Raw genomic sequence first — 24,143 nt, forward strand, 5'->3', positions numbered from 1 at the left:
ACGCCAAAGTTCACATGGGATTTTGGCGTTTTTTATTCTCCATATATTTATTTGTTCCATGAAAATTTATAAACACAATCTGTTTTATAATGTTCTGCGTTATGTAACTTGAGCTTTGGATAAAAGCGAAAGTCCTATCTTCGTTTTCTTTAAAAAAATTTTATTCCAAAAGTTTCTTTATAATGTTAATGAAACACTCTTTACACGAAGCGACAGTAGGAGAGTAGTGTAATGTGTGTGGAATGGGAATACTTTAATTTAAAGTAAAATGTGTAGACAATTTCTTTCTAAAATATTACTTTTACTTTTTAAGACACCATTTTCACTATAAACCTATTATATAAATTGGGTGATTTAAATTCTTTCATTAGCTTTTTTAACAAAAACACAATTAATAAAATCGGTGAATACTTTTCTGTATTTATAGATTTATATATAAAACCTTTAAAATCATGGAAAAGAATTATTAGCCAACGAAAAACTTCATTGGAATACTTCATAATATATATTCTATTCTATAGTGCCATAGTATACTTAATTAGTTGGGATTTAGAGCAAGCTATTACTAAAGTATTTTTAACTTTAATTCTTACTTTGATTCCCTTTTTATTATTATTAATTCCATTTCTTGTTTTTACAAAATTGGCAAAAAAGAGAATTAAAGCCAATAGGCTTTATCGACTACTTGTTGTGTTTGAAATTCAATTATTACCTCTAATACATTTCCCAAATTTAGTAGCTAATTGGGGAGATGTAGAATTACCATATTTGATATCATCTAATTTTCTTGCATTACAGGGCTTGCTTTGTATGTTTGTACTACCATTAATTATAAAAATTAATGTTTGGAAAAAATTATGTTGGATTATGTGCAATTATATATTAGTTGCAATTTTTGGATATACGATGTATAAAATACATAATACGCCTAATGATTTATCAACTATTTTAGAGAAAGCTGACTATTATACACCAAAAGATGAGTTTGGAAAAATATGGTCTAATTATAAAAAAACAGATTGGTATTTAGATAAAGATATGTTCTATGTTTTTGTTAAGAAAAAAGATAGTGGACTAGTTAAAATCAATAAAGTACAATTTTCCACAACATATACTTCTGAATTTATTCTACAAACATTAGAAAACAAATTGAACAAATTACCTCTTGGATATATTAAAAGTATCAGACCTGATATCTTTTATAATGATAATCCTTTTGAAATATATAATAAAGTAACTAGTTATCTAGAGTCTATCAATTCTTCTCACTTGTTTGAACCAATTGGAGAAAAAGAATTAAATCAATTAGACTCGCTCCAGACCGAATTTAATAAAATATTTTATCACGATATAAAGTTCATGGATTCGCTCCAGAATTATGCTAAATATAAATCAAATCGAGAATATGCAAGTTATGTATCTAATTACATAAGTCAATTTGATAGTATAGTAACAGAGGAAAAACAACTGAAAAAATTAATTGAGACAACTACACCATATTATAAATTAAAGATTGATAGCTCACAGTATATTTTAGCTTATAATATTGATAAAGAATTAATAAAATATCCACGTAAAGGAATAGAAGATAGTAACATTAAACTATATAAGAGGTATAACGAGGATTATTATATAATTGCCAATATTATTTTTTATCCTCTTAATAAATTAATCAATTATTTAAATCCTAGTCCATATTATTTGGATGAATTTAAACATATAAACGAGAGAAAGGAAAACACAGGTGAACCAATAAAGTTTGAAATGGAACTTTATAGTAGATAACTGAAAATATGGTATTGGCAAGTGTGCGAATGATGCAGAAAGTTAAAGAACCAGAAATTGCTTCTACATAATTATTTGACGATATAAGCCTAAAGGCGTTATATTTTTTATTATGCTCAAATAGCAAAGCTATACGCCATTTGCTATAATAAACATTTGTACTATAATCTACATTATGTAAAATAGTAATTTTAATTCTAAGCAATCACCCCTCTTTCCATAAAAAAGTATTTAAACTATAAAATCTAAGTATAGGAATATATAATCCGCCTTCGCATTTGTTTCGGCGGACAAGAAAAAATCAAATTAAGCGCAGCTAAACATCTTGGGTATGTTTAATTTAGTTTTGGTAAACTGCGCCTAATTGACTTTGGTTGGCCATAATTTTTATTTACAGCCAGTGTGAAAAGAAATCCATCATTTCTTCCTTAAGGTCGTAATGCAACTTTATATATTGGCGCATATCGTCCTTTAAAGGTTTTTGTTTACGCAATAGGCTACCATCAACAGACTCGTTTAAATCTACAGCATGCAAATTTTTCATTTTGTTTTTGCAGCGGTGCATCAATTTAGAAATTTCGTTGCGTTCAATTTCAATACGGTTTTGAAACTGCTCAATTTTTAAACGTGCTTCCATATCGAACTCACGTGCGGCAATTTCCTCCAGTTTTTCCTCAAAAGTGTCCATTTCATTAAAATGAAAACGCAATTCTCTTTTCCAAGTTTCTAAATTGAACTTTAGATCGCTTAAATATGATACTGTTTTGTACATGTTACTAAAATTTATATTATACTTCCATTTCTTCTAAATCTGATTGTTTTACCAAATCGGCCTGTATGTTTGATGGCACGGGTTCGTAAGACGAAAATACCGAACTAAACGTGGCCCTGCCCTGCGTTAACGAGCGCAATGCGGTGCTATAGCCATACAATTCGGCCGCTGGGCACATACAATTCAATATTTGGTACTGCCCCTCGCTGGATATACCTTGTATGATGGCGCGCCTGCTCTGTAAATCGGTCATCACATTGCCCACCATATCCTCAGGTACTTTTACTGAAAGCTTGTTGGTAGGTTCCAACAGCTTAGGATTTGAGTTTAAGAAAGCTTCCTTAAAGGCGTGTGCGCCAGCTATTTTAAAGGATATATCGTTGGAATCTACGGTGTGCATTTTACCGTCGTATACCATCACGCGTACATCGCGGATATAGGAATTGGTCAATGGCCCAGATTCCATCACTTCCAAAACGCCTTTCATCACCGATGGCAAAAAGCGTAAATCTATGGCGCCACCAACAATACAGTTGTAAAACACCAAAGTACCGCCCCATGGTAAGGCTACCACTTCTTTCCCCCTAATATTAAAGCCTTCGGGTTCTTCAATGCCCTCGTACCAAGGCTCTATTTTTAAATGCACCTGTGCAAATTGCCCAGAGCCACCAGATTGTTTTTTGTGCCTGTAATTGGCTGTGGACGAACGCTGAACCGTTTCGCGGTACGCAATTTTTGGTTTTTTAAACTCGGCATCAAGGCCATAAATGTTTTTGAGCATCCATTTTACAGTAGCCAAATGCAACTCCCCTTGGCAACCCAACAATAATTGTTTGGTTTCCTTTGAAAAATTAATGACCACCGTTGGGTCTTGACTATGGATTTTCTTTAAGGCCTCGCTAAGCTTTTCTTCCTCATTTTTATTGGTAGCCAACACCACTTTGGTAATCCTTGATTCTGGATAACGGATGGGTTTCATGGTCACGCCAAAGCCTTTTTCGGCCAAGGTATCGCCCGTTTCGGTGTACTTTAATTTTAGGGTAGCCCCAATATCACCAACGGTCAACTGACTGACGCTGTTTCGGTCCTTACCGTCCATAATGAACAATTGGTTGATGGTTTCCGTTTCCCCGTTATTGGAATTGACGAATTTGTCGTTAACCTTAACTGTTCCAGAATTCACCTTAAAGAAAGTGACCTGCCCAACGTTCGGCTGATGGAAAGTTTTAAACACGAACAAGGACGTTGGTGCCTCTTTTTTGTGTTCCACAGGTGTGCCTTCAATACTTTGCTCGGGTTTTAAATCTACCGTTGAAGGCGCTACATTATCTATAAAGCCCATCAAGCGGCCAGTGCCCATATCGTTAAGTGCGGAAACACAAAAGACAGGAAATAAATCGTGATTTAACATTCCTGCCTTTATGCCTTGTCGCATCTCATCTTCGTTCAATGTGCCTTTGTCAAAAAATAGCTCTAAGAGTTCTTCGTCGTTTTCGGCTGCTTTCTCTACAAGCTCATTGTGAAGTTGGTCCGCTTTTTCTTTTTCAGAATCTGGGATGGCCAACTTTTCAGGCTTTCCTCCATCTGGACCAAATTTGTAGAGTTTCATTTTAAGGACATCGACAATACCTTGGGCGCCATCAATTTTTATAGGGTATTGAACTTTCACCACATTATTGCCCACCAATTTTTTTAGACTGTTGAAGCTTTGTTCAAAATCTGCAGCCTCATGATCAATTTGGTTCACCACAAACAACATGGGTTTATGGTATTTATCGATATAGCTCCAAATGATTTCAGTACCAATTTCACAACCTTGTTTGGCATTAATAACATTAACCACGGTGTCTGAAACCCTAATGGATGAAATAATTTCACCAATATAGTCGTCCAGTCCTGGTGTGTCAATGATATTGATTTTGTAATTACGCCATTCGGTGTGCAATGGTGTCGCAAAAACGGAAGTACCTCGCTCCTGTTCTATGTCATGGTAATCGGAAACAGTATTTTTTTCCTCGATGGTTCCCCTTCTGTTAATTAGCCCAGCCTCAAAGAGCATGGTTTCAGATAGTGTTGTTTTCCCGCTGCCATGGGCACCTACAAAAACAACATTTTTGATGTGTTTTTCGTCGTATATTTTCATATGTTTTAAATTTCACCAACCACTGATAATAAACGTTTTAATTATATCGGTTGGTATTGTCCTTTATATGTTAAATGCCCATTATGGGCTTCAATGGTTGTTTGCAACATTAAAAAGATATTGCGGTGTGCGACGGAATTCAACTGGGGAAGTATATTTCGTCTTATTTAGTCATTAAATTTAATCACAAAAAACAGGGCATAACATGACTTATGTCAGCATTTAAAGAAAGCTTTTAAATCATTCCCTCAATTTACTAAATAGATGTTAAAAAACCGCAAAAATTCGTGAATAACTTATGGATGTGTTATTTTCGCATTTCCCAAAAAATAGACCCCAACCTATGAAACCTAGAGAAAAATCCAAAACATCCAAGTCCAGACTGCAATTGCTACACCAATATTACAGCTATACGGGCTTTTATACCTTTGTTTGGCAAGCGGTTAAAAAGGCACTGCCTTACATCATTGGAATCATTGCCGTAATCTATATATTGAATCACTTCTTTGATATCAATGCAGCTTTAGTTCACCTTACGGAAGTATTGCCCGCTTACGGTGTGTTGACTTTCTTTTTTGTTTCAGAAACACTTTTGGGGCTTGTACCACCAGAAATTTTTATTGCCTGGGCAGGTAAAATGTATGCGCCGTGGTTGTATTTAACCGTGTTGGCCATTCTGTCTTATAGCGGCGGACTTTTAGCCTATTGGATGGGTCGCAGTATTACAAAAACACCTACGGTTCACAACTATTTGGAGGTGAAAATGGAAAAACAGCTTAAAAACTCCAGAAAATGGGGTGGTTTTCTTATTGTAGTTGGCGCCCTATTACCTCTACCCTTTTCCATTTCTTGCATTGCCGCCGGTATTATTGAGTTTCCATTTAAAAATGTGATGCTCTATGGGTCTTTGCGATTACTGCGCTTTTTGATTTACGGTTTGGTGATATTCCACGTCTTTTAAAAAAAACTTAAATCATACGGCTATTTGGGCTTTGTGTTCTACTTTTGCACACAAATTTGACTGCATGTTTTCTTTTAAAAATATATTTCGCCTAGTAGCCCTTTTGGAAGGTGTATCTTATCTGCTTTTACTGTTTATAGCTACGCCCGTTAAGTATTACGGTAATGACCCGCAATACGTAAAATTGTTGGGTATGCCGCACGGCCTTTTGTTTATTGCTTATGTTGCTATGGCGTCTATGCTTAAAAAAGACCTTAACTGGAACCAGCGTACGTTTATTGTGGTGCTTTTGGCTTCTGTTATTCCGTTTGGAACCTTTTATGTGGATAAAAAATTCTTGAATTCTAAAAAATAATATGGAAATGGATACATCTAAGATCTATGATTATTTGCTTTCCTTGGGCCTTTCTGAAAATATGGCGCAATATCTTAAGACGGCTATACTTTTGGTCGGTCTGTTATTAATTATTTTCATAATTGATTTTATTATAAGACGCATACTGATTGTTGCCTTTACACAGTTTGCACAACGTTCTAAAACCAATTTTGATGATATTTTGGTGGCCAATAAAACCCCGCGAAATGTGGCACACATCATTCCGTTTTTAATTGCTCTGGAATTTGTGCCCAATGTGTTTTCCGATTTCCCAGATTTTGAAAATTTTGTGGAAAAAAGCCTTCAGGTTTTTGCCATTTTACTCACGTTATGGATTGTTAGAAGCATTTTGCATTCCTTAAAGGATTATTTAAAAACCCTTACCCGCTTTAAGGATAAACCGATTGCCAGTTATATTCAAGTCTTCATGATTTTTGCTTGGCTGGGCGGTATCATGTCGGCGATAGCCATTATTACCAATATCCCGTTTTTACAGTTCTTAACAGGAATGGGTGCGATTTCGGCGGTTATTATTTTGGTGTTCCGCGATACCATTTTAGGTTTTGTAGCCAGTATTCAGGTTTCCATTAATGATATGGTGCGCATTGGCGATTGGATAACTTTTGAAAAATATGGCGCCGATGGTGATGTTATTGAAATAACCTTGGCGACGGTTAAAGTGCAGAATTTTGATAAAACCATAACGACCATACCAACCTATGCGTTGATTTCCGATTCTTTTAAAAATTGGCGAGGCATGACCAATTCAGACGGAAGGAGAATAAAACGTGCGCTCTATATCAAACAGAATGGCGTAAAATATTTAACAGATGCCGATGTAGAAAAACTAAAGGATGTCCAATTGATTACTTCCTATTTGGAAACTCGTCAAGCGGATATTAAATCATTCAATACCTCGCACGACATTAATAAGGAGTTACTTCTAAACGGAAGAAACCTTACCAATTTGGGTGTTTTTAGAAAATACATAGATTCTTATTTAAAACAACACTCAGCCATCAATAAAGACATGATGATAATGGCACGACAACTGGCGCCAACAACCCAAGGTATTCCCATGGAAATTTATGCCTTTAGCAGTGATAAACGCTGGGAAAACTACGAATATATCATGTCGGACGTATTCGACCATCTCATAGCAGCACTCCCCTACTTCGATCTGGAAATTTTTGAACTTCCTAGTAATTCTGTTTTTAAAAATTCCTAATTATTCTAAAATAAGCCTTGATGTTTGTTTATCGTTGATTTGAATGAGGTATATTCCGGATTTCAGGTCTTTAAGATTTAGTTCTGCCGTTTTTATTCCTGTATAATTATTGTCGAAAAGTTTTTTGCCAAGAATGGAATATATTTTCACATTATTAAGCGTTTGACCCGAAATCGTTAATTTTCGAGATGATTTTAACGGATTTGGATATACCCTAAACTCATGGCTTTGTTTGTTATTTTGAACCGAAAGCGGTGTGCCTAAATTTTCAGATAGTGCGATTACCAAACTGGTTCCTGTATTGAAATTGACTGTTGCGCCCGCGGCATCAATTTGGTTGGCGTTGTTTGAAACAGGGTCATTAAGCAATAAAATAGACATGAATAGGTATTTGTAATCTGGCGTGAACGTAATACCCGTTGGCTCCGAACCGTTTGGTACAATACCGAAAATTTCAACATCAGGACTGGCTTGCGTGTGTCCATTTTTAACTACCCAAATATAGCTGTTACCGCCATCTTGCAAGACCCAAAGGTTGCCTTGGCCATCAAAAGCCAAGTTGTCATTCCCATTACCCCAAGGCACTGAAGTTGTTGAGCTGCCGTCATTAATATCGTAACTCATATTGCCAACATAGGTTTCCATGGTTACTGTAGAAGCTGATGCTTCCAGAGGGTCAGAGTCTGAAAAGCGGTAAACTTGTCCTTCATTTTTGACTGCAAAATAAACCATGCCATCCGGGCCGATTTCAACATCTTCAATTCCATTAAAAACGGTTCCTCCGGCTGCAGCACTTAAATCAATCGTGGTGTTTCGTTCGGTAATGGAACTATTTGCAATTTGCACCCAAGCTCCAGCGCCATTTTTAGAGCCTGAGAACACGTATAAATTTCCGGCGCTTAAATCTTGCGCGTTTGTTGCCACAAACTTGTATAAATACCCAGGATTGGAATCCGCTCCTTGATAAACCGTCCGTTCATTGCTATGAATGGTTACATTTTCATGAGCCATATTGCCCATGGCCCAATGTTTGCCAATTACCGTTTTTGTCGCTGGATTAATTTCAACATTCCAGCCCACATCGTTATAACCGTCAAAATTAAAATCAATGAGCCCGATAAGCGCATTATAGGCGAATTCTTCGCAAGATATGACCGTCCCCCATGGCGTAACCGTACCGGAGCAGTTGGCTGCTGTGTTCCCTACCGCAGCGAAATTTAGCGTTTGGGAAGCCGTTGTTTCCCAAAGGTTTGAAGTTCCATTTAAGTTTATATCAAGAACAGTAACTCCTCCTCCTCCAGTACCACCAATGGCTACCGGAGCGTCTTCCGAGTTAATGCTTAAATACCCATTAGTGCTACTTGAAGCGATGGGCACATATCCTGTAAAATCAGGCTTTGGCAGCATATTTCCTCCTGCTGACAAAGGGTCGCCAACTTTTATAATACGTTGAAAAGAATGACTTGAAGGAATGATGAATTGCCCTGTTTGGGTGGTCGGTGTTACTGATGTAAAATCAGCCATGTTTTGAGCGTAAATACTTTGAAATCCCAGAAATAAGATGACAAAAGAGAAGCGTAAAAGTGTTGTCATAATCTTTAAGTTTAAGGTTACCAGTAAGTTACAAAAAACAATGGTTTATCGCAATAATTGTTAATAAAAAGCCCTGTGACGTTAAATTCCACAGGGCTAGATTTTTTGATATGTATTTTTATGACTAAATGTTAGCAGCCAACCAATCGCCTACTTCTTTAGTGCCGTAAGCTTTTCCGCCATTGGCTAAATCTTCTGTCACGACGCCTTCAGCTAAAGCTTTGTTAACAGCATCCCTAATCGCTTTTCCTTCTTCTGGTAAGTTGAAAGCAGTCTCGAACATCATAGCTGCCGATAAGATTGTCGCCATAGGATTGGCAATGTTCAAACCTGTTGCTTGTGGATAAGAACCATGAATAGGCTCAAACAAGGCGATATCGGCACCCATTGAAGCAGAAGGCATCAAGCCCATAGAACCTGAAATCACTGAAGCTTCATCCGTTAAAATATCTCCAAAAAGGTTTTCGGTAATTAATACGTCATAGCTATTTGGCCATTGTACCAAGCGCATGGCCACTGCATCAACAAATTCATAGCTTACTTCAACTTCTGGATAATCTTTTTCCATAGCTTGAACTGTTTCACGCCATAAACGTGAAGTTTCCAATACATTGGCTTTATCAACGCAACATAATTTTTTACGACGGGTCATAGCCAATTCAAAACCTTTCTTGGCCAATCGCTTTACTTCTTCACGGGTGTAAACACAATTGTCGTAAGCTGTTTCGCCTTCATCTCTTCTACCCTTTTCACCAAAGTAAATACCGCCGGTCAATTCACGTAAAAACACCAAATCCGTACCCTCGATACGTTCTTTTTTTAATGGTGATTTATCTAACAACGAGGGAAATGTAAACGTAGGACGCACATTAGCAAATAGTCCCAATTTTTTACGCATTTTCAATAAGCCTTGCTCTGGTCTAACCGGTGCAGAAGGGTCGTTATCAAATTTTGGATGCCCAATAGCGCCAAACAATACCGCATCTGCAGAGGTACACACAGCATGAGTTTCATCAGGATAAGGTTCCCCAACGGCATCAATGGCTGCGGCACCTGTTAAGGCAGGTTTCCAAGTTATTTCATGGCCAAATTTCTTGGCAACGGCGTCACTAACTTTTACGGCTTGGTCTATTACTTCAGGTCCTATACCGTCTCCGGCTAAAAGGGCTATATTAAATTTCATTGTTGATTTATTTTTTATTTAGTTTTATTTCTCAGTATTTTTCTCAAGCTTCTAACTTATCACAATGTTAAGCATTTTTTCAGTTGCTTTTATGGCCGAAACGGTTTGATCGGAATCCAAACCACGTGTTTTAAATTCCTTTTCAGGTGTTCTCCAAGTGATGATGGTCTCACACAATGCATCCGAACGACTTCCCGGAGGGATTCTAACAGCATAATCAACCAAATCTGGCAGTATGCCCAGTTTTTGCTTTTTGAAAACATTTCTAATTGCCGTCATGAAGGCATCAAATTGTCCATCACCTTGCGAGTTTTCTTCAAAGGTATTATTTTCAATCGTAATTGAAACTGTTGTTGAAGGTCTTAATCCCTTTGAATGTGTTAACACATATGAATTCACCTTTACCTTTTCCACATAGTTGTAATCCAATACATCCGAGATGATATAAGGTAAATCCTCTTTGGTGACTACCTGTTTTTTATCGCCCAATTCGATGATGCGTTGGGTGACTTTCTTCAAATCCTCGTCATTGAGCTGAAGCCCAAGTTCTTGTAAATTCTTTTGGATATTGGCCTTGCCAGAGGCTTTTCCCAAGGCATATTTTCTGGTTCTTCCAAAACGCTCTGGCATCAAATCACTGAAATAGAGATTCTTTTTGTTGTCGCCATCTGCATGGATTCCAGCAGTTTGCGTAAACACGTTAGCTCCAATGATCGGTTTGTTTGCAGGAATCATAACCCCTGAAAAGTTCTCAACCAATTTGCTTACCGTATATAAAACTTTTTCATTCACGCCTATTTCAACGCTTGGCAAATAATCATTGATTACGGCGATAGTACTTGCCATAGGCGCATTTCCAGCGCGTTCACCCATTCCATTAATGGTAAGATGCAAACCATCTGCCCCTGCTTTTAACGCTTCAATGGCATTGGCAACGCCTAAATCATAATCGTTGTGCGCGTGAAAATCGAAATGAATGTTAGGATATTTATCCTTTATTTCCTTAATGAAATTATAAGATTCGCTTGGGGTTAAAACACCTAAAGTGTCTGGAAGCATAATACGTTTAACGGGCTGCGTTGCCAAAAAGGCCAAAAACTCAAAAACATAATCTTTTGAGTTTCGCATACCATTGCTCCAATCCTCAAGATAAACATTGGTTTCTATACCTTTTTCTGAAGCTAAAGAAATGACTTCCGAAATTCCCTTAAAATGCTGACTAGGAGTCTTTTTAAGCTGATGGGTTAAATGATTTAACGAACCTTTTGTGAGCAGATTTTGAACTTTTGCGCCTGCTTCAATCATCCAATCGATAGAAACACCTTTATCAACGAAAGTGAGCACTTCAACCTTGTCGATATAACCATTTTCAGAAGCCCATTGGGTAACATCTTTTACCGCTTGAAACTCACCTGCAGATACTCTAGCTGAAGCTATTTCAATTCGGTCAACCTTTAACTCTTCAAGCAATAGCTTGGCGATTGTTAATTTTTCAGAAGCAGAAAACGACACGCCTGAGGTCTGTTCACCATCACGCAATGTCGTGTCCATTATTTCTATTCGTTTTGTTGCCATTTAGGTTATAGCATCAAATCATTGGCAAAGGATTCTATGTCACCTTTCATATTTTGAAGGTAATCAATATCATCAAAGCCATTCAACATATTTTGTTTCTTGTAAGAGTTGATCTCGAAAGATTCCTGGTCACCAGTTGAAAGAATAGTAATGGTTTGGTTCGGAAGGTTTACTTCAATTTCTGTATTGGGGTCTTTGTAGATTTCCTCAAATATTTTCTCAGAAAACTCAGGACTAACCTGTACAGGAAGCACGCCAACGTTTAAACAGTTGTTTTTGAAAATATCGGCAAAAAAACTGGACACCACGCAACGGAAACCGTAATCGTAAACCGCCCAAGCTGCATGTTCTCTAGAAGAACCAGAACCAAAGTTTTTTCCACCAACTAATATTTTACCACTGTAAATGGGGTTGTTTAAAACAAAACTTTCTTTTGGTGAGTTATCAGAATTGTATCTCCAATCGCGAAATAAGTTGTCGCCGAACCCTTTACGTTCTGTAGCTTTTAAGAAACGTGCAGGGATGATTTGATCGGTATCTACATTTTCTAATGGTAATGGAACCGCTGAACTTGTTAATATATTGAATTTATCGTAAGCCATGTTTTTAGTATTCAGTTACCAATTTTCAATTGGCAGTCATTTTTTATTTTAAATTAATTTTTCCTTTTTAGGTTTTAGGACTTATAAAAGCGTTCTAGGGTCTGTTACTACACCTGTTACCGCTGCTGCTGCTGCCACCAATGGACTTGCAAGCATGGTTCTTGAACCAGGTCCTTGACGTCCTTCAAAGTTTCTGTTTGATGTACTCACGGCATATTTCCCAGCAGGAATTTTATCGTCGTTCATTGCCAAACATGCAGAACAACCTGGCTGTCTCAATGTAAAACCAGCCTCGTGAATGATATCCAAAATACCTTCTTCCTTGATTTTGTCTTCTACCTCATGAGATCCAGGAACCAACCAAGCGGTAATATGGTCTGCCTTTTTTCTACCTTTTACTATAGAAGCAAAAGCTCTGAAATCTTCAATTCTTCCATTGGTACAGCTACCTAAAAATACATAATCCACTTTTTTGCCTATCATTTGGTCGTTTTCACCGTAACCCATATATTCCAATGATTTTTTGTAGGTAGCCACACCACCTTCAACATCTTCAGCATCAGGAATATTATTGGTAATGCCAATACCCATACCCGGATTTGTTCCGTAGGTAATCATTGGTTCAATATCAGCAGCATCAAAGGTTATTTCCTTATCAAAAGTTGCATCTGCATCAGTTTTTAAGGTTTTCCAATGCGCAACAGCCTTATCCCATTCTTCACCTTTAAGCGAAAGTGGTTTGTCTTTTAAGTATGCAAAAGTGGTTTCGTCAGGAGCAATCATACCGCCACGAGCTCCCATTTCAATTGACAGGTTACAAACTGTCATACGGCCTTCCATGGTCATGTTTTCAAAAACATCACCAGCATATTCCACAAAATAACCGGTTGCTCCGGAAGTTGTTAATTTTGAAATGATATATAGCGCCACATCTTTTGGTGTAACTCCTTTGCCCAATTGTCCGTTAACATTAATGCGCATTTTCTTTGGCTTAGGCTGCATGATGCACTGTGTGGATAGTACCATTTCTACTTCGGAAGTACCAATACCAAATGCAATAGCTCCAAAAGCACCGTGGGTTGAAGTATGTGAATCTCCACAAACAATGGTAGCTCCTGGGAAGGTTATTCCATTTTCTGGACCAACAACATGTACAATACCATTCTTTTTATGCCCAAGTCCCCAATGGCTAATGCCATATTCTTTTGAGTTATCTTCTAAAGCTTTAAGCTGATTTGCAGAAAGCGGGTCTTCAACGGGTAAATGTTGGTTAATTGTTGGCGTATTATGATCTGCAGTGGCGAATGTACGTTCAGGATACAATACCTCTAAACCTCTGTTTTTCAATCCTAAAAACGCAACAGGACTTGTTACTTCATGTATAAAATGACGGTCGATGAAAAATACATCTGGGCCACCTTCAATTTTCCTTACAACATGCGAATCCCACACTTTGTCAAACAATGTCTTACTCATATATGTTTAATTTTATTTTAAATCTTAAAAGAATGTGCTTTGGCAAAAGACTTGAACTGCCAAAAGGCTTGCAAATTTAGGAAAAAGTCCTTGTTTTTTCAGCATATAATAAAATTTAACCCACTAGTCCATTTATTTTTATAAAATTGTTAATGGAATTTCAAATAATCAATAATTTTTTAATAGAAAAGCAATTATGATTATAAATTTTAAAGCAAATTTATATACCGTTTAATCTAGTCTATCAGCCACATATTCCACCTCCGTTTTCCCATGGGGTTTAGATTTTCCATCTGGCCCCAAATTAACCATAACTATATTTGAAATGGTGATGATGGTTTCATGAGTCATTTTGTTTCTAACTTCACTACTTAAAACCAAAGAAGCTTTGCCAAATTTTACAACTTCAATACCAATTTCTACAATGTCGCCTTGTCTTGCAGACGATTTGAAATCGATTTCACTCATGTACTTGGTCACTACTTTTTGATTTTCTAATTGAATGATGGTGTAAAGCGCTGCTTCTTCGTCTATCCATTCTAGCAACCTTCCTCCAAATAAAGTCCCGTTGGCATTTAAATCTTCGGGTTTTACCCATTTTCTAGTGTGAAATCTCATCTTTTTTTAATTGTTTTTAAAATAGTTGTGGTTGCATGTCATCATCCGAATCATCGTTTGGTATTTTCAAACCATAACCTAATTCCTTATTTATTTTTTTGATAAAATATGTGGACAGCAATGGTGATTCTTTTTCTATGTTTTGATGAATGAAAAAATCAATTTCCTTAATACCTTGGTCTTTCCATGTTTTTAAACGCTCTACCCAATCATCCAATCGGCTATAGTCACTAGGGTGGTTTGCACCAACATACCTGACAAAAGCTGTGGGATTGGTTAATCGCATATGCAATAAATCGCGACGGCCAGCGGTATCGACAATGACGTTTGAAATATTATGGTTCTCCAAAAGTTGGTATAAATCTTCAGAAACGGATGTGTCATTGTACCAATCGGTATGCCTAAACTCAATGGCTAAAGGAATTTCCTTAGGCCATTTTTCAACAAAATCAATTACCCTATTAAAATCCTTTGGCGTAAAATTATTATGCATTTGCAAAAATATAGTACCCAGTTTTTCTTTTAAATTTGAAGCGTTGTACAAGTAGTTTTCAACCACCTCATTGGTGTTATTCAAACGTTTCCAATGGCTTATTTCTTGGTTAAGTTTTGGAAAAAACTTAAATCCTTCGGGTGTCTTATCGTACCATGTTGCAAACTGTTCTGCCGGAAATATGCGGTAAAATGTAGCATTTAACTCAATGGAATTAAACTGTTTGGAGTAGTATACCAATTCATCTTTTATACCTTTTGGGTAAAACCCTTTTAAATCAGCCTTGTTCCATTTTGCACAGCCTACATAAATTTCGGGCACGTTATCATCTTTCACCTTATTCAAAGCACCCTTGGTGTCTGGATGATCTTTTGGTAAAGTAAAATCAACGCCTCCGGGATTATCTGTGCTTCCAAATTTCATATCCTAATTAGTTTCATTAAAATTTTGGCCAATGGCCGGATTATAAAATCACTTCTAAGGAACAATAAAGATAGAAAAATCAGAAATGTTAATAACCTCGTTAATAATAATAAATACGAATACTTCTATCAGGTTTGATAATATTTAATTTTAATGCAAATCTTTCAACATGAGCACCCGAAAATCCCAAATTAACGGCATTCGCCCAGAAATTTTAAGCACCACAATTAATGACAACATGAGCAGCGACGAGCGGTTTCAAAATTTAGTTTTGCGCCCTGTTATTAAGTTCCAAAATGATTTATTAATTGAAGTTTTTAGAAATTACATTGCCAAGCACAAATCTGTGTTTTATGATTTATCTTTGGAGAAGCGTATTCTTTACATTGAAAATGCCATTCATAAAGACATGAAGTTTCGTAACTCCATGAAAGGCATGGTGATAGGCGTTTTTAGCGTTGAAGAATACCTTATTTACATTGAAAACTCTTCAGCATTGAACAAGCGCATGATGAACCTTGTAAAGGAACGTTTACTAAGCCAAATTCAATTGTTTGAAAAACCTGAACTACTAACAGCAGTTTAAATATTTGATGACCACTAAACTAAAACTTCTGCAGATTTGTAATGATCTTGTGGATAAGCGCATTAATGGCTATAAAGAAGAAATCAGCTTAATAAAGGATGCCATTGAGAGTAGCGATAAAGGAAACCTTGAAGATGATGATGTTGGAAATAGCAACTTACTTAGCGACTTGGAAAAGAACCTTGGTTATTTAGCTGATGCACAAAAAAACAAGGCCCAATTACTGCTTATTAAACCCAATATTGTTAATGCTGAGGCTGTTTTAGGAAGTATTGTAAAAACCAATTTAATGAATTTTTACATTGCTGTAAGCTTGGGTAAAATTGATTTGGAGGATGAAAGCTATTATGCCATTTCATTCAGCTCACCTATTGGACAATTACTGAGGAACAAAAAGGTGAACGACCAATTTGAATTCAACCAATCCAAATATATCATTAAAGAAATTAAATAAGCGAAACTCCATTTAGATCGGTGGTTAGCACATCGCTCATATAGTCAAAAAATGGTCTTACGGCCTTAAAAGCAACATCTAATTCATTTATAAAATCTGGAGATAAAACTTCTTTATCCGTAAATTTTTTGGTGAAAATGTATTGTTTCTTTTTGATTAAATCTATGGCTTTATGGTCTTTGCTAAACCCTTTTGGGGCTGTTTTTACTTCATCACCAACAAAGGTGTCACCCCAAACGCTGTTGAATTTTTTATTGTCCAGGATTTCACGAATTTCATCATCATCCATTTCAAATTCCTTTCTAATGCGTAATAAATCTGCTGGTGCCGGTTCCCAAAACCCTGTGGCAATAAAACTTTCGTTGTTGGGCTGAATGTGAAGATAGTAGCCACCTCTTAATCGTGGTTTTACTCTATGGAACGAACCACCAAAATGGGTTTTGTATGGTAATTTGTTTTTTGAAAATCGGACATCTCTATAAATCCTGAATATTTTTAGTTTATCTACTTCATCATGCTTATTTAGGTTTTCAAAAACATTTTTATAGAATAATTTAACCTCTTTTTCAATTGCTTTGAATTCGGATTTGTTTTCATTAAACCAATCGCGGTTATTGTTTTTTTCAAGGTTTTTGAAAAATTCGAAGACGGATTTTGGAATAGTAGCACTCATTGAAGAAATTTTTGGTTGATGAAATTATGAAAATTAAGTCGATTTATGAAGTTTCAGCTGATGAAACCTTAATTATTCAAACTCTATGTTTTTTAAAATCAACCCTGAGGCCGGGGCTATATACTCCATCTTCATGTTGCTATTGGGCAATAAGCTTGCGCGAATATCATCCAAAGATAATTTTCCTTTCCCTAAATCAATAAGCGCTCCCATAATCAGTCTAATCTGGTTGCGCATAAAACCTTTTCCTTTTACTCGCAGTAAATAGGTTTTTTCAGGAAAATAACTTGCGGTATAAAGTGTGTTTTCAATAAGTTCACAGGTGAAGATTTCTCTCGCATAAACACCATTGTCCGTGGGTTTGTAACAATAAGACCTTAAATAATTTTTACCTTGAAATAATTTAGCTCCAAGTTTCATGAGTTCAATGTCTAAGTCATCTAAAATGGTGGTCATAATCGGAGCACAAAAAGGGTGACATTTTTCACCATAAGTAAATAAATAAAGGTATTCCTTTACTTTTGAATGGTTGATGATGTTGAATTTAGAATCAACCTCTTTGATTCTGAGCGCTCGAATATCCTGCGGAAGGTTATAATTAAAAAGATTCAGAAATTCTGATTCATTTTCAATTGGTTCATTCAAAAATAACTCGAAGGCCGCACATTCGGCGGAAACCATCGCGTCAGTTCTACCAGAACTTAAGGTTTTAAATGGTTTACCTTCCAGAATAAATTTCAAGGTTCTATCTACCATCAAATGAAGGGTTTTAACATCTGGCTGTTTTTGCCAACCATGAAACCGATAGCCCAAATATTGAATTTTTATAACGTAGAAGAACTTTTTCAAACTGAACTACTTATGTCTCCCCTGTAACTCCTTTTCGATGTCTTTTAAGGTAAAACCTTTAGCTTGAAGCAACATTAAATAATGAAAAAATAGGTCGGCTGATTCGTACAAGAATAGTTCATCGTTGTTATCCATGGCCTCAATGACCGTTTCCACAGCCTCCTCTCCTACTTTTTGGGCCACTTTATTGATGCCTTTTGAAAACAAACTAGCCACATAAGATTTTGCGGTATCCTTATTTGCCACTCGTTGGGCTATAACATTTTCAAGAGTTGAAAAGAATCCATAATTAGGCGTATTGTCCTCGCCCCAACAATTGTCCGTACCTTTGTGACAGGTTGGGCCAACAGGATTAACTTGTATTAAAAGGGTATCGTTATCACAATCGTTTTTAATATCAACAAGGTTTAAGAAATTGCCGCTCTCCTCACCTTTTGTCCATAAACGTTGTTTACTTCGGCTATAAAAAGTAACCTTTTTTGTTTCCAATGTTTTTTGATAAGCCTCTTCACTCATATATCCCAACATCAAAACGTTTTTTGTTGTTGCATCTTGAATTATTGCAGGAACTAATCCGTGGGCATCGTATTTAATTTTCATAATTTCGGTTTATGGAATGCTAAAATAATACTTCGACTGAGCTCAGTATGGCAATCAGCATGACGACTAAAGTCGCACTTCTATATTGTTCTTTTTTAATTCTTTTTTCAATTCCATAATAGGGATTTCACCAAAATGGAACACACTAGCCGCCAAGGCCGCATCAGATTTTCCTTCCTTAAAGGTATCGATAAAATGCTGAATGGTTCCAGCACCTCCGGAGGCAATAATTGGAATATTCAATTCTTTCGATAATCGAGCCAAAGCTTTATTTGCAAATCCATTTTTAGTACCGTCATGATTCATTGACGTGAACAAAATTTCACCTGCGCCTCGTTTTTCAACTTCTTTTGCCCATTCAAACAAATCGATGTCAGTTGGAATACTTCCACCTGCCAAATGGACTTTCCATTGCCCGTCCACTTCCTTGGCATCTATAGCTACGACAACACATTGACTCCCAAACTTGTCGGCCAATTCATTGACCAATTCAGGTCTTTTAACTGCCGAAGAGTTGACCGATACTTTGTCAGCACCACATTGCAACAAATCGTCAACATGTTCTACACTTGAGATACCTCCACCAACGGTAAATGGAATATTAACCTGTTCAGCTACATGCAATACCATATCCAAAACCGTCCCACGACCTTCCAAAGTCGCCGAAATATCTAAAAACACCAATTCGTCAGCCCCTAATTCTGCATATTGTTTTGCTAGTTCAACAGGATCTCCGGCATCACGTAAATCAACAAAATTAACACCTTTTACGGTGCGTCCGTTTTTAATATCCAAACAAGGTATGATTCGTTTAGTAAGCATTATACAAATTTTTCTAATTGATGCAAACTGATTCTGTTTTCATAAATGGCCTTACCAATAATAACACCTTCGCAGCCTATTTCCTTTAAAACTGGAAGCTCTTCAATTGTTGAAATACCGCCTGAAGCAATCAACTTTATGGATTGCATGCTGCTATTGCTGCATTGCGAAAGGATTTTTTTGTACAATTCCACCGAAGGACCTTCAAGCATGCCATCTTTAGAAATATCAGTACAAATAACATATTTTATTCCTTTCTTTTGATAGTCCTTTATAAATGGAATCACTTCATTTGTGCTTTCTTCTTGCCAACCACTTATGGCAACCTTACCATCATTGCTATCGGCACCAAGAATAATCTTTTCACTTCCATATTTGCTAATCCAACCTTCAAACATTTTAGGGTTTTTAACGGCAATACTTCCTCCTGTAATCTGTCTTGCGCCAGAATTAAAAGCGATATGCAAATCTTCATTAGCCTTTAAACCGCCTCCAAAATCAATTTTTAATTTGGTTTTTGAAGCAATTTGCTCAAGAACTTTATAGTTAACGATGTGCTGTGCTTTGGCCCCATCCAAATCTACCAAATGCAAATACTGGATTCCTGAACCCTCAAACATTTTGGCAACTTCCAAAGGATTTTCGTTGTAAACCTTTTTTGTATCGTAATCGCCTTTTGTCAATCGGACACATTTTCCGTCAATAATATCGATAGCTGGAATTATTCTCATTTTTTTACGCTATTTGCTTTTAGCCATTGTTTGAAACTCACTGTCAAAATTAATCTATAAGTTTAAAAAGTTCTGCAATATTTTTGCTCCAGCTGTACTACTTTTTTCTGGGTGAAATTGAACACCGTAAAAATTGTTATGCTGCAAAGCTGACGCATAATTAATACCATAATCTGTTTTAGCAATGGTCTGCTCACAGTGCTCGGCATAATAACTGTGAACCAAGTACATGTATTCATTTTCTTTAATGCCTTTGAACAAATCAGATTTTAAGTCTTTGATGACATTCCAACCCATTTGAGGCACTTTTACTGTATCTGAAAACCTTTTAACATCTGTATCAAAAACGCCCAAACCCTTTGTGTTTCCTTCTTCAGTATATCTGCAAAGCAGCTGCATACCCAAACAAATGCCCAAAACAGGCTGCTTTAAGTTTGGAATCAATTTGTCCAACCCCGTTTCCTTAAGCATGCCCATGGCACTACTAGCCTCACCTACACCTGGAAAAATAATCTTATCTGCAGATGCTATTTCTTCAGGATTATTTGATAAAACGGCATCATATCCCAAACGATTAAATGCAAATTGAATGCTTTTTATATTCCCAGCTCCGTAATTTATTATTACTAATTTCAATTGATTTACAATTTTCGATTTACGCCAACTTCACTCGCCAAACGTAAATCCACATTCTTAAGTTCTTTTAAAGCATGCCTTTTGTTGATGGCAGAATCATTTTTTCAATATCCCGTTTTACCGCCATTTTTATTGCTTTGGCAAAAGCTTTAAAAATAGCCTCAATTTTGTGGTGCTCATTGGTACCTTCTGCTTTAATGTTCAGGTTACACTTTGCTCCATCTGTAAAGGATTTAAAAAAGTGATAAAACATTTCCGTGGGCATCTTTCCTATCATTTCACGTTTAAAGTCCGCTTCCCAGACTAACCAATTTCTTCCACCAAAATCTATAGCTGCTTGGGCGTAGCAATCATCCATTGGCAGACAGAACCCATAGCGTTCAATGCCTAACTTGTTGCCTAACGTTTTATGAAACAACTCGCCAAGGGCAATGCCCGTGTCTTCGATTGTATGGTGTTCATCCACTTCCAAATCACCATCAACTTTTATGTTTAAATCAAGTTGGCCATGTCTTGCAATTTGGTCGAGCATATGGTCAAAAAAGGCAATGCCTGTTTCAATTTTGCTTTTTCCAGTACCGTCAAGATTTATTTGAATGGCGATTTTTGTTTCATTCGTGTTTCTAATAATGCCTCCTGAACGTTCGTCGGCTTTTAAAAAGGCATAGATTCTAGCCCAATCGTTACTTTCTAAAGCTATATAGTTTTCTAATTCTTCACGTTTAACCGTAATTTCGTCTGTTCCCAAATGGGTTTCATCATTAATAAAAATCCCTTTTGCTCCAAGATTTTTAGCAAGTTCAATATCTGTTAAACGGTCGCCGATGACAAAGGAATTCTCCAGGTCATAATCCTCAGAAAAATATTGTGTTAAAAGCCCCGTATTGGGTTTTCTGGTTGGAGCATTGTCTTTGGCAAAGGTTCTATCAATGATTTGCTCTTTGAATACAATACCTTCATCTTCAAAACATTTAATAATGAAATTGTGCGTTGGCCAAAACGTATCTTCCGGAAATGACTCGGTACCCAAACCATCTTGATTGGTTACCATTACAAGTTCATAATCCAACTCTCTGGCAATTCTGCCCAAATATTGAAACACTTTAGGGTAAAATTCCAATTTCTCAAATGAATCTATTTGCTCATCAGCAGGTTCCCTGATGATGGTTCCGTCTCTATCTATAAATAGTACTTTTTTCATTAACAAATGGATTTTAATGTTTTTATCAATTTCTCATTCTCTTCAGGTGTTCCAATGGTAAAGCGCAGACAATTTTCACATCCGGGTTGGGTTGTTCTGTTTCTAATAACAATTCCCTTTTCCAACAATTGATTGTATCTCCCTGTTGCATCATCCACCTTGGTCAAAATAAAATTAGCATCAGAAGGATATATTTTTGAAACAAAATTAACAGATTTCAACTCCGATATTAAAATGGTTCTTTCCTTTAAAATATTTCTAACCTCCTCATCAATTTTTTCTTGTACCTTTAAACGCATCATGGCTCGTTTTTGGGTCAATTCATTAACATTATAAGGTGGTTTTATTCTGTTTAAAACTGAAATTATTTCTGAGGAAGCATAGCATATACCTAAACGAATACCTGCCATTCCGTAAGCCTTGGAAAGGGTTTGCGTAACAATCAAGTTGGGAAACTCGCTCAAACTATTTACCCAACTCTCTTGTGTTGAAAAATCAATATATGCTTCATCTATAACAACAATTCCTTTAAAGTTTTTTATCAACTTTTCAATTGACTTGGCTTCAAAACTATTCCCTGTGGGATTGTTTGGGGAACACAAAAACAACAATTTTGAATTTGCATCAGCAATTTCCAAAATCTCATTCACTTTAGGCTGAAAGTTGTCATCCAGTTGAACACTTTTAATATCAATGGCGTTAACATTGGCCAAAACTTCATACATACCGTATGTAGGTGGCAAGGTTATGATGTTGTCTTGATTCGGCTCACAAAACGCCCTAAAAATAAGGTCTAAAACTTCGTCACTCCCATTGCCCAAAAGGATATGTTCTTCAGAAACGCCTTTTATCTTAGATAACATTGATTTTAAATTGCGCTGTAACGGGTCTGGGTAACGGTTCACGCCATTTTCAAATGGATTTTCATTGGCATCCAAAAACACCATATCATCACCATCACCCTTAAATTCATCTCTTGCTGACGAATAGGGTTTTAAGTTTTTTATATTTTTCCTGACTAAGTCTTTAACGTTCATTTTTTCAAATCCTTTAAACGAATGGAAACAGCGTTCTTGTGGGCTCGCAAGCCTTCTGCTTCTGCCATGAGCTCTATGGTTTCACCAATATTTAAAATGCCATCCTTTGATATTTTTTGAAAGGTCATACTCTTTTGAAAACTATCTAAATTTACTCCCGAATAGGCTTTACTAAAACCATTTGTTGGCAATGTATGGTTTGTTCCAGAAGCATAATCTCCAGCACTTTCAGGTGTGTAATTTCCAATAAATACCGAACCGGCATTACTAATCCCATTTACATATAAATCTTCATTCTTTGAGCAAACAATAAAATGCTCAGGGCCATATTCATCAATTAATTCAAGCGCAACAGCATCATTTTCCACATAAATCAACTTTGAGTTTGCAATAGACTTTTCGGCAATGGCTTTACGCGGAAGCACATTTAGCTGCTTTTCAATTTCTTCAGAAACAGAATTTATTAATTCTTTGGATGTTGAAACCAAAATAACCTGACTATCCGCACCATGTTCAGCTTGACTTAATAAATCTGATGCCACGTAAGAAGCATTGGCACTTTCATCTGCCACGACCAACAATTCACTCGGACCTGCGGGCATATCTATTGCGACACCAAATTTAGTGGCCAATTGCTTTGCAACCGTAACAAATTGATTTCCTGGACCAAAAATCTTATAGACTTGAGGAATTATGGTTGTTCCAAATGTCAATCCTGCAATGGCCTGAATTCCACCAACTTTAATGACTTTTGTTACCCCACAAAGTTGGGCAGCAAACAAAATTTCAGGAGCCAATTTACCTTCTTTGTTGGGCGGTGAACATAAAACAATCTCCTTGCAACCAGCTATTTGGGCAGGAACCGCCAACATTAAAACCGTTGAAAACAAAGGAGCTGTTCCACCGGGGATATACAATCCCACTTTTTGAATGGGTCGTTTTTCTTGCCAGCACAGCACGCCATTGGCAGTTTCTACTTCAACTTTTCCTGTTTTTTGTGCCTTGTGAAAGGCTTCTATATTATGCTTTGCATTTTTTATGGCATTTTGAAGTTTTTCCGAAACCTTTGAACTAGCTTCTTGGAGTTCTTCAGAAGATACCACATTCGATTTTAAAGAAACCCCGTCGAAGCGTTCGGTGTATTTCGCAATTGCTTCATCACCATTTTGACGTACATCATCAAAAACCTGATTTACGATACCCTCAATATCATCGACAGATTGTGTAGGTCTTTTTAAAATTTCTGACCAAGTATTTTTATTTGGATTGTTTATTATTTGCATTATCAAATTAATTAATGAGATTCTGAAACAAGTTCAGAATGAC

General features: G+C 36.5%; 24 protein-coding genes. 6 read left to right on the top strand and 18 right to left on the bottom strand.

The window, feature by feature from the left end:
- Window positions 1–345: 345 nt before the first annotated feature.
- Window positions 346–1,785, top strand: a complete 1,440-nt coding sequence (locus WJN01_RS08910; protein WP_445196808.1) for a hypothetical protein — start codon at window positions 346–348, stop codon at window positions 1,783–1,785.
- 391 nt (window positions 1,786–2,176) lie between these two features.
- On the opposite strand, the gene WJN01_RS08915 is transcribed toward WJN01_RS08910, so the two are convergent.
- Both WJN01_RS08915 and WJN01_RS08920 read right to left on the bottom strand, forming a co-directional pair.
- Window positions 2,177–2,557 (bottom strand): hypothetical protein, encoded by a 381-nt coding sequence (locus WJN01_RS08915; RefSeq protein ID WP_370476146.1) that lies wholly within the window; start codon window positions 2,555–2,557, stop codon window positions 2,177–2,179.
- 16 nt (window positions 2,558–2,573) lie between these two features.
- A complete protein-coding gene (locus tag WJN01_RS08920) occupies window positions 2,574–4,700 on the bottom strand; it encodes an elongation factor G (RefSeq protein ID WP_445196809.1) in 2,127 nt (708 codons plus the stop codon).
- A gap of 343 nt (window positions 4,701–5,043) precedes the next feature.
- Between WJN01_RS08920 and WJN01_RS08925 the strand changes: the two genes are divergently transcribed.
- The 3 genes from WJN01_RS08925 (at window position 5,044) to WJN01_RS08935 (ending at window position 7,265) form a co-directional block, all read left to right on the top strand.
- On the top strand, window positions 5,044–5,661 hold the full coding sequence (locus WJN01_RS08925) for a YqaA family protein (protein ID WP_445196810.1): 618 nt from the start codon (window positions 5,044–5,046) through the stop codon (window positions 5,659–5,661).
- 64 nt (window positions 5,662–5,725) lie between these two features.
- Window positions 5,726–6,016, top strand: coding sequence for a DUF3817 domain-containing protein (locus tag WJN01_RS08930; protein WP_445196811.1), 291 nt, complete (start codon window positions 5,726–5,728; stop codon window positions 6,014–6,016).
- A gap of 7 nt (window positions 6,017–6,023) precedes the next feature.
- Window positions 6,024–7,265 (top strand): mechanosensitive ion channel family protein, encoded by a 1,242-nt coding sequence (locus WJN01_RS08935; RefSeq protein WP_445196812.1) that lies wholly within the window; start codon window positions 6,024–6,026, stop codon window positions 7,263–7,265.
- On the opposite strand, the gene WJN01_RS08940 is transcribed toward WJN01_RS08935, so the two are convergent.
- From WJN01_RS08940 to WJN01_RS08970, 7 genes are all read right to left on the bottom strand, one after another.
- Window positions 7,266–8,858 (bottom strand): alkaline phosphatase PhoX, encoded by a 1,593-nt coding sequence (locus WJN01_RS08940; RefSeq protein ID WP_445196813.1) that lies wholly within the window; start codon window positions 8,856–8,858, stop codon window positions 7,266–7,268.
- Between the two features lie 124 nt (window positions 8,859–8,982).
- Complete coding sequence (gene leuB / locus WJN01_RS08945) at window positions 8,983–10,041, bottom strand: 3-isopropylmalate dehydrogenase (protein WP_445196814.1); 1,059 nt, start codon at window positions 10,039–10,041, stop codon at window positions 8,983–8,985.
- A gap of 51 nt (window positions 10,042–10,092) precedes the next feature.
- On the bottom strand, window positions 10,093–11,616 hold the full coding sequence (locus WJN01_RS08950; protein ID WP_445196815.1) for a hydroxymethylglutaryl-CoA lyase-like TIM-barrel protein: 1,524 nt from the start codon (window positions 11,614–11,616) through the stop codon (window positions 10,093–10,095).
- A 5-nt stretch (window positions 11,617–11,621) separates the two neighbouring features.
- A complete protein-coding gene (gene leuD / locus WJN01_RS08955; protein ID WP_370476160.1) occupies window positions 11,622–12,218 on the bottom strand; it encodes a 3-isopropylmalate dehydratase small subunit in 597 nt (198 codons plus the stop codon).
- 81 nt (window positions 12,219–12,299) lie between these two features.
- Window positions 12,300–13,694 carry a 3-isopropylmalate dehydratase large subunit gene (gene leuC, locus WJN01_RS08960; protein WP_445196816.1) on the bottom strand — a complete coding sequence of 465 codons (1,395 nt, stop codon included), beginning with the start codon at window positions 13,692–13,694 and terminating at the stop codon, window positions 12,300–12,302.
- Between the two features lie 231 nt (window positions 13,695–13,925).
- Entirely contained in the window at window positions 13,926–14,312 is a 387-nt protein-coding gene (locus WJN01_RS08965; protein WP_445196817.1) for an acyl-CoA thioesterase, read from the bottom strand.
- 16 nt (window positions 14,313–14,328) lie between these two features.
- Window positions 14,329–15,228 carry a DUF72 domain-containing protein gene (locus WJN01_RS08970; RefSeq protein WP_445196818.1) on the bottom strand — a complete coding sequence of 300 codons (900 nt, stop codon included), beginning with the start codon at window positions 15,226–15,228 and terminating at the stop codon, window positions 14,329–14,331.
- Window positions 15,229–15,397: 169 nt separating this feature from the next.
- Here WJN01_RS08970 and WJN01_RS08975 point away from each other — a divergent pair, with 169 nt between their 5' ends.
- A complete protein-coding gene (locus tag WJN01_RS08975) occupies window positions 15,398–15,814 on the top strand; it encodes a glyoxalase (protein ID WP_445196819.1) in 417 nt (138 codons plus the stop codon).
- A gap of 7 nt (window positions 15,815–15,821) precedes the next feature.
- On the top strand, window positions 15,822–16,268 hold the full coding sequence (locus WJN01_RS08980) for a hypothetical protein (RefSeq protein WP_445196820.1): 447 nt from the start codon (window positions 15,822–15,824) through the stop codon (window positions 16,266–16,268).
- Here the strand turns inward: WJN01_RS08980 and WJN01_RS08985 are convergent.
- The 9 genes from WJN01_RS08985 to hisD form a co-directional block, all read right to left on the bottom strand.
- Window positions 16,261–16,941, bottom strand: a complete 681-nt coding sequence (locus WJN01_RS08985) for a DUF2461 domain-containing protein (RefSeq protein WP_445196821.1) — start codon at window positions 16,939–16,941, stop codon at window positions 16,261–16,263. The genes WJN01_RS08980 and WJN01_RS08985 overlap by 8 nt on opposite strands.
- Before the next feature lie 72 nt (window positions 16,942–17,013).
- Window positions 17,014–17,790, bottom strand: a complete 777-nt coding sequence (locus WJN01_RS08990; RefSeq protein ID WP_445196822.1) for a tRNA pseudouridine synthase A — start codon at window positions 17,788–17,790, stop codon at window positions 17,014–17,016.
- Between the two features lie 6 nt (window positions 17,791–17,796).
- A complete protein-coding gene (gene hisIE / locus WJN01_RS08995; RefSeq protein ID WP_445196823.1) occupies window positions 17,797–18,390 on the bottom strand; it encodes a bifunctional phosphoribosyl-AMP cyclohydrolase/phosphoribosyl-ATP diphosphatase HisIE in 594 nt (197 codons plus the stop codon).
- Between the two features lie 66 nt (window positions 18,391–18,456).
- A complete protein-coding gene (hisF, locus tag WJN01_RS09000; RefSeq protein WP_445196824.1) occupies window positions 18,457–19,212 on the bottom strand; it encodes an imidazole glycerol phosphate synthase subunit HisF in 756 nt (251 codons plus the stop codon).
- Window positions 19,212–19,943, bottom strand: a complete 732-nt coding sequence (hisA, locus tag WJN01_RS09005; RefSeq protein ID WP_445196825.1) for a 1-(5-phosphoribosyl)-5-[(5-phosphoribosylamino)methylideneamino]imidazole-4-carboxamide isomerase — start codon at window positions 19,941–19,943, stop codon at window positions 19,212–19,214. Before hisA ends, hisF begins: the two co-directional genes overlap by 1 nt.
- Window positions 19,944–19,997: 54 nt before the next feature.
- Complete coding sequence (hisH, locus tag WJN01_RS09010) at window positions 19,998–20,579, bottom strand: imidazole glycerol phosphate synthase subunit HisH (RefSeq protein ID WP_445196826.1); 582 nt, start codon at window positions 20,577–20,579, stop codon at window positions 19,998–20,000.
- Between the two features lie 67 nt (window positions 20,580–20,646).
- Complete coding sequence (hisB, locus tag WJN01_RS09015; RefSeq protein ID WP_445196827.1) at window positions 20,647–21,780, bottom strand: bifunctional histidinol-phosphatase/imidazoleglycerol-phosphate dehydratase HisB; 1,134 nt, start codon at window positions 21,778–21,780, stop codon at window positions 20,647–20,649.
- Window positions 21,780–22,817, bottom strand: a complete 1,038-nt coding sequence (gene hisC, locus WJN01_RS09020; RefSeq protein ID WP_445196828.1) for a histidinol-phosphate transaminase — start codon at window positions 22,815–22,817, stop codon at window positions 21,780–21,782. Before hisC ends, hisB begins: the two co-directional genes overlap by 1 nt.
- Entirely contained in the window at window positions 22,814–24,100 is a 1,287-nt protein-coding gene (hisD, locus tag WJN01_RS09025; RefSeq protein ID WP_445196829.1) for a histidinol dehydrogenase, read from the bottom strand. The genes hisC and hisD overlap by 4 nt, the downstream gene beginning before the upstream one ends.
- Between the last annotated feature and the right edge of the window lie 43 nt (window positions 24,101–24,143).

The sequence above is a fragment of the Tamlana sedimenti genome, assembly GCF_038148895.1.
In the GTDB taxonomy this organism is placed as follows: Bacteria; Bacteroidota; Bacteroidia; order Flavobacteriales; family Flavobacteriaceae; genus Tamlana.

Coding starts and splice junctions, on each gene's coding strand:
- WJN01_RS08940 (WP_445196813.1), bottom strand. CDS start 8,858: ATGACAACACTTTTACGCTTCTCTTTTGTCATCTTATTTCTGGGATTT.
- leuC (WP_445196816.1), bottom strand. CDS start 13,694: ATGAGTAAGACATTGTTTGACAAAGTGTGGGATTCGCATGTTGTAAGG.
- hisC (WP_445196828.1), bottom strand. CDS start 22,817: ATGAACGTTAAAGACTTAGTCAGGAAAAATATAAAAAACTTAAAACCC.
- WJN01_RS08980 (WP_445196820.1), top strand. CDS start 15,822: ATGACCACTAAACTAAAACTTCTGCAGATTTGTAATGATCTTGTGGAT.
- hisD (WP_445196829.1), bottom strand. CDS start 24,100: ATGCAAATAATAAACAATCCAAATAAAAATACTTGGTCAGAAATTTTA.
- WJN01_RS08920 (WP_445196809.1), bottom strand. CDS start 4,700: ATGAAAATATACGACGAAAAACACATCAAAAATGTTGTTTTTGTAGGT.
- leuB (WP_445196814.1), bottom strand. CDS start 10,041: ATGAAATTTAATATAGCCCTTTTAGCCGGAGACGGTATAGGACCTGAA.
- hisIE (WP_445196823.1), bottom strand. CDS start 18,390: ATGAAAATTAAATACGATGCCCACGGATTAGTTCCTGCAATAATTCAA.
- WJN01_RS08935 (WP_445196812.1), top strand. CDS start 6,024: ATGGATACATCTAAGATCTATGATTATTTGCTTTCCTTGGGCCTTTCT.
- WJN01_RS08950 (WP_445196815.1), bottom strand. CDS start 11,616: ATGGCAACAAAACGAATAGAAATAATGGACACGACATTGCGTGATGGT.
- leuD (WP_370476160.1), bottom strand. CDS start 12,218: ATGGCTTACGATAAATTCAATATATTAACAAGTTCAGCGGTTCCATTA.
- WJN01_RS08965 (WP_445196817.1), bottom strand. CDS start 14,312: ATGAGATTTCACACTAGAAAATGGGTAAAACCCGAAGATTTAAATGCC.
- WJN01_RS08925 (WP_445196810.1), top strand. CDS start 5,044: ATGAAACCTAGAGAAAAATCCAAAACATCCAAGTCCAGACTGCAATTG.
- hisA (WP_445196825.1), bottom strand. CDS start 19,943: ATGAGAATAATTCCAGCTATCGATATTATTGACGGAAAATGTGTCCGA.
- hisB (WP_445196827.1), bottom strand. CDS start 21,780: ATGAAAAAAGTACTATTTATAGATAGAGACGGAACCATCATCAGGGAA.
- WJN01_RS08985 (WP_445196821.1), bottom strand. CDS start 16,941: ATGAGTGCTACTATTCCAAAATCCGTCTTCGAATTTTTCAAAAACCTT.
- hisF (WP_445196824.1), bottom strand. CDS start 19,212: ATGCTTACTAAACGAATCATACCTTGTTTGGATATTAAAAACGGACGC.
- WJN01_RS08970 (WP_445196818.1), bottom strand. CDS start 15,228: ATGAAATTTGGAAGCACAGATAATCCCGGAGGCGTTGATTTTACTTTA.
- WJN01_RS08930 (WP_445196811.1), top strand. CDS start 5,726: ATGTTTTCTTTTAAAAATATATTTCGCCTAGTAGCCCTTTTGGAAGGT.
- WJN01_RS08975 (WP_445196819.1), top strand. CDS start 15,398: ATGAGCACCCGAAAATCCCAAATTAACGGCATTCGCCCAGAAATTTTA.
- WJN01_RS08915 (WP_370476146.1), bottom strand. CDS start 2,557: ATGTACAAAACAGTATCATATTTAAGCGATCTAAAGTTCAATTTAGAA.